At 38.0% G+C, this 5025-nt stretch carries 5 protein-coding genes; 2 read left to right on the plus strand and 3 right to left on the minus strand.

Annotated elements, in window-relative coordinates; all coding sequences use genetic code 11:
- The first annotated feature begins 240 nt into the window (after positions 1–240).
- Entirely contained in the window at positions 241–381 is a 141-nt protein-coding gene (locus ACT3SX_RS13855; protein WP_444761786.1) for a transposase, read from the plus strand.
- A gap of 236 nt (positions 382–617) precedes the next feature.
- Entirely contained in the window at positions 618–1088 is a 471-nt protein-coding gene (locus ACT3SX_RS13860; RefSeq protein WP_444761787.1) for a DDE-type integrase/transposase/recombinase, read from the plus strand.
- A gap of 227 nt (positions 1089–1315) precedes the next feature.
- Here the strand turns inward: ACT3SX_RS13860 and ACT3SX_RS13865 are convergent, their stop codons facing one another.
- The 3 genes from ACT3SX_RS13865 to ACT3SX_RS13875 all read right to left on the minus strand — a co-directional run bounded on the left by ACT3SX_RS13865 (position 1316) and on the right by ACT3SX_RS13875 (position 4855).
- A complete protein-coding gene (locus ACT3SX_RS13865) occupies positions 1316–2143 on the minus strand; it encodes a DUF6615 family protein (protein ID WP_444761788.1) in 828 nt (275 codons plus the stop codon).
- Between the two features lie 123 nt (positions 2144–2266).
- Positions 2267–3622, minus strand: a complete 1356-nt coding sequence (locus tag ACT3SX_RS13870) for a phospholipase D-like domain-containing protein (RefSeq protein WP_444761789.1) — start codon at positions 3620–3622, stop codon at positions 2267–2269.
- A 51-nt stretch (positions 3623–3673) separates the two neighbouring features.
- Positions 3674–4855, minus strand: coding sequence for a leucine-rich repeat domain-containing protein (locus ACT3SX_RS13875; protein WP_444761790.1), 1182 nt, complete (start codon positions 4853–4855; stop codon positions 3674–3676).
- Positions 4856–5025: the final 170 nt, after the last annotated feature.

Raw genomic sequence — 5025 nt, forward strand, 5'->3', positions numbered from 1 at the left:
TTTGGTCATGGTAAACTCCTATAATTGTGCTTAGTTTACCAAGTTTAGTTGTACGGTTTCTTCAGCATAGCTCAAGACTATACCTATGGCGAACCAATCAGGTGCTTTTACTGGTTCGGTTCCCTAATGAAGACTTGAACCTGATAGCTAAATTATTAATGTTAAAGGTATTAACTGTAGTGGCATAATTAAATTGGACAGCGCATAAGAGGTTTATACTAACCCAAAGAGGAAAACAGTATGACCAACAAACGCAATCAATATACCCGAGAATTCAAATTAGAAGCCATCAGCTTAGTCGTTGAACACAAACGTAAAATATCCGATGTGGCAAGCTCACTAGGCATTGGCAAATCCACTCTGCAGAAATGGCTGACTTAGTACCGTCAAGAAATAAATGGCGAAGCCCCTAAAGTAGGCAACGCTTTAACGGATGAACAGCGCGAGCTACAAGAATTGCGCAAACAAGTTAAGCGACTCACTATGGAGCGCGACATTCTAAAAAAGGCTTCTGCTCTGCTGGCCTTGGACAGTCTGAACGGCTATCACTGATAATCCAGCTTGCAGAGCAAGACAAGCAGGTCAATAAAAGCCTTCTGTGTAAGCTATTTAGCGTAATGAAAAGCAGCTATTATTATGTACGGCAGCCCAAGCCCATCAGCCTTGAAACCGTCAAAACCAAAGCATTAGTCCGCCAAATACTTAACGACTCAAAGCGCTCAGCAGGCGCTCGCAGCATTGTCGCCATACTAATGAATGAACATAATATAAAGCTCACTCGCTATATGGCGGGGAAGCTTATGGCACAAATGGGACTTCAAATTCGTCAAATAAAAATGCATAAATATAAGCACGCTGATAACACGCATAAAATCCATGGAAACCTATTGAACCGTAACTTTAGCCCAACAGCCCCCAATCAAGTTTGGACAGGTGATGTGACCTATATTCGCATCAAAGGCGGCTGGTGCTACCTAGCCGTTGCTTTAGACCTGTATGGCCGCGCCTATAACCGTACTCAGTATTTAGATGAGAGTAAAAAGATGCTACAAAAACGGGCGAATTATTTAGATGAATTGAAATCATGAATAATAAAACAATTCTACTGAGTTAAATCGTCATCAGAGTCTGATAGTATTTACCTTGTTGAGTTTAAATTACGAATTCTTAAGACTGTCAGCTTTAAACACAAATAAGTAGAGTGTTTTTTTGACTATTTTAAGGTTAACTATCTTCAGTAACGAATAGCTTATATAATCATGCGACTATTAGATAGCTAGTCCTTTTTTTGTTTTTTGCCTTGCCAACAATCAGGTTAGTATTTCAACCGGGCATCAACTACTATAATCTTTCTAGGTTCGATTTCTGTATCACTCTTTCTCATTTTCTCAATTTCCTGCGCTAGCTTTTTGTCCCCATCTATACTTTGTTGGTCACTATTCAATATCAACTGAACATAATTAGGTATCACCTCTGTTTTACAACTTTCAATTTGCTCAATAAGTTCATCTGTTAGTGCACTTTTTTTCGCCAGTGACTCTGTAAGTGCCTCTATAATATTTTGTACGGAGTTTTTTTTGGCTATGTTCTTTTGGCTTGAATCACAAAATAACTCGTAAAAGTGAATGCACCTATCCAGAATTTTTGTTTTTGGTAGTGCTGATCCTTTTGGTAAATTCGCAAATTTTTCAATATCTAGGGCGCTGGCAATATAAACACCACAATCTGGTGTTTTTGAGTAGGAGCATAGCGCTGATTGGCTATAGAACATATAAAGGGGAACTCGTTTATTATTACGTGCATAGCTTAAAAGCTTTCTAATTTGTTGCTTAGTATAATCTGGATAGCTAAAGGCTTTACGATATGAGTTGTGTTCGATGGATATTTTTTTGGCTTGTATTGCCAAAGGCAAACTAAAGGTTTTACCTACAAACCATACTTCCATCTCAAAATCCGCACCTGTATCTCTACTCTCCTCAGGTTTGGTAAATGTCTTAGCAGTAAAATGCGAATACATTCGGTTGGCTAAAGACCATCTCCAGAATAAGTAGTCTGTAATGGACTCTTCTCCTGCTGACTGTACATGAGCACTAAAGTCAATGACCTCCTCTTCGATATCTTTATGCATTTGGCAGAGCGACATAATTTACTTCTCTATCTGAGTTAATTGCGCGATGACTCTTGGCTTTGATCGTATTACATATATTTAGGACGTTAAGAATATATGAGCCATAAGCGATTAATCACGCCTAGCTCATAAAACCATTTATATACTACTGGCTTCAAGGTAGTCAATCTCTTCAATTAACTGTGCTTTAACCTCTTCAAAATACGCATTCCAATCGGCAATGCCACTTATGGTCTGATAATCTTCACTATCTTTAATTGCAAAAATTTCTTGCTCAACCTTCCCAATCTTGCTTTTGAGTATCTGAATAACCACTTTAAGCTGATCAGCTTTACTGACGGTTTCTGATCTTGGTTTGAATATACCTTCCTTTAAATCAGACAGCGTTCTTTTTACCTCAGCAACATCATTTTTTCTGTAAGCTTCATTAAGCTGAATGAACATTTCTTCAGCGATATCTTTCATCTCTTCATTAACACGATCTGGATGGCATATTTGACTGGCTTGACGGTATGCTTTCTTTAACTCTACACGCTCATCATCATTCAGCTCATAGATAGTTTTTTCTAACTCAATTTCAATGTGCTCGTTATAATCTTGTTCATCCTGCACAGCTTCTGCATATTCTTCAGGATTATCTTCAGTAGACACTTTTCGTAGATGTAGCAGTCGCTGAATATAGCTTCCAAGCTCGTTGGTGTGCCTGTGATGAAACTCTGAGCGTAATTGTTCCAACTCTATTTTTTCGTTATCGTAGGCGTTGAGCTGATGTTCAAGCTGGCGTATCTCGAGCTTTAAGGCACTGACGTCAATATCGTTATAGATGACTAAGGCATGATGGTTTTTGATGAACTGATCAATAAGGGTGATGGCAGTCTCAAAGCTGTGCTGCTGCAAAGCTTGGGTGATATCCGCAATATCTTGTTGAAAGGCATACACCTTCAGCTTGGTGTTTTCGCGTGTGATATCTTCTACGTCTTCTAGGATAACGTAATTTTTGATAATCTCGAGACGTTTAATGATTTTATCGAGAGGCAGCTCTGGCGTGGGCTCTTGATGATCAAAATATGTATTACGAATTTTCTTAAACTGTTTGATGAATTGTTCGGCTAAAACGCTATCGCCTTTAGTAACCAGAATATTCTCATGATTCTTCTCGGCTTTATAGCTCCAGTTATAAGAGCCGTTAATCACCGTATCACTGTCGATCACACAAAACTTATTGTGCATCAAATCTTGTTTACCATCACCAATCAGGTAGGCTGCTGAGTGACCAATATCTAACTGACTATAATCAACATAGCTCTGTTGGTTAATATGATCGTTGGATAGCATCAACTGAACAGTGACACCTTTTTGTGCTTTGTCGATAAGCGTGTTAAATAAATTTCGGTTGGTAAACCAAGCAACAGCAATATAGATACTGTGCTCGGCTTGCTCAAGCTCAAGGCGAATACGCTCAGCAATGTCTTCAAATACGGCTTCGGTTTGCACGTTTACTCACCTTTAAAAAATTAGTGTTACAAAATAATTTTAAGATATTAATCAGAGAACCACTTTAACTCTATTCTGATTGATGCTTGTAGGCAATTCCCTCAACATGGTATTTCTAAGATCAACCCTGGTTAAGTTTTTAAGCTGTCCAATGCTCTCAGGTAATTCGCTAAGATTATTACTACTAAGAACAAGCGAGTCTAGATTGTTCAGATTACCAATACTCTCAGGTAATTCGCTAAGCTTATTACTCCAAAGATCAAGCCTGGTTAAGTTTTTAAGCTGTCCAATACTCTCAGGTAATTCGCTAAGACTATTACTCCGAAGATCAAGCTCGGTTAGATTGGTCAGATTACCAATACTCTCAGGTAATTCGCTAAGCTTATTACTACTAAGATTAAGCACGGTTAGATTGGTCAGATTACCAACACTCTCAGTTAATTCGCTAAGATTATTATTACTACTAAGATCAAGCTCGATTAGATTGGTCAGATTACCAATACTCTCAGGTAATTCGCTAAGCTTATTATTCCAAAGATCAAGCCTGGTTAAATTTTTAAGCTGTCCAATACTCTCAGGTAATTCGCTAAGATTATTATAATCAAGATCAAGCTCGATTAGATTGGTCAGATTACCAATACTCTCAGGTAATTCGCTAAGCTTATTACTCCAAAGATCAAGCCTGGTTAAGTTTTTAAGCTGTCCAATACTCTCAGGTAATTCGCTAAGACTATTACTCCGAAGATTAAGCTCGGTTAGATTAGTCAGATTACCAATGCTCTCAGGTAATTCGCTAAGCCTAACACCCAAAATATCAAGTGAGGTTAGATTAGTCAGATTACCAATACTCTCAGGTAGCTCGCTAAGCCTATTATTCCGAAGATTAAGCGAGGTTAGGTTAGTCAGATTACCAATACTTTCTGGCAATAGTTTGAGAAGATTGCCACTAATATCGAGCTCTGTTAATCCTAATAACATCTGTCTATTTCGCGGAATTTTCTTCTCGGATATTTTAAAACTATCTGCCCAATTCCATATTTCTTGTATCCAGCTATCATCAACTACTGATTGGTTAGCTTTGCGCGAGGCGATTGCTGACTTCAGGATAGAGTCTGTCAATGCTAATAAACGGCCTTTACCTTTTACAGTCAGGGCATGTCTGCTGTCATCAGACTTTACGAGAGCTTGAGACCCTGATTCGTTTTGATCAGTATTATTATCATTTTGAGGCATAATGTTTTTAGCTTTTTATAGGGTTTATTGGTCATTGGGTAAAATCATAGCATTTATCGACAGTAAGAAGCTAATCAGCCGCTGAACTATAAAATACTTTTAGCTTTTGATTTAATATGTATTGAGTCTCAACTTATTCTTGTTTGAGCAGTTGTCCTACTGTTTTTTAT

Source organism: Psychrobacter sp. AOP31-B2-9, from assembly GCF_052378005.1.
Classification (GTDB): domain Bacteria; phylum Pseudomonadota; class Gammaproteobacteria; order Pseudomonadales; family Moraxellaceae; genus Psychrobacter.

Bases quoted from the DNA above. Each gene is read 5' to 3' on its own strand.
- ACT3SX_RS13855 (WP_444761786.1), top strand. From the start codon at position 241: ATGACCAACAAACGCAATCAATATACCCGAGAATTCAAATTAGAAGCC.
- ACT3SX_RS13860 (WP_444761787.1), top strand. From the start codon at position 618: ATGAAAAGCAGCTATTATTATGTACGGCAGCCCAAGCCCATCAGCCTT.
- ACT3SX_RS13865 (WP_444761788.1), bottom strand. From the start codon at position 2,143: ATGTCGCTCTGCCAAATGCATAAAGATATCGAAGAGGAGGTCATTGAC.
- ACT3SX_RS13875 (WP_444761790.1), bottom strand. From the start codon at position 4,855: ATGCCTCAAAATGATAATAATACTGATCAAAACGAATCAGGGTCTCAA.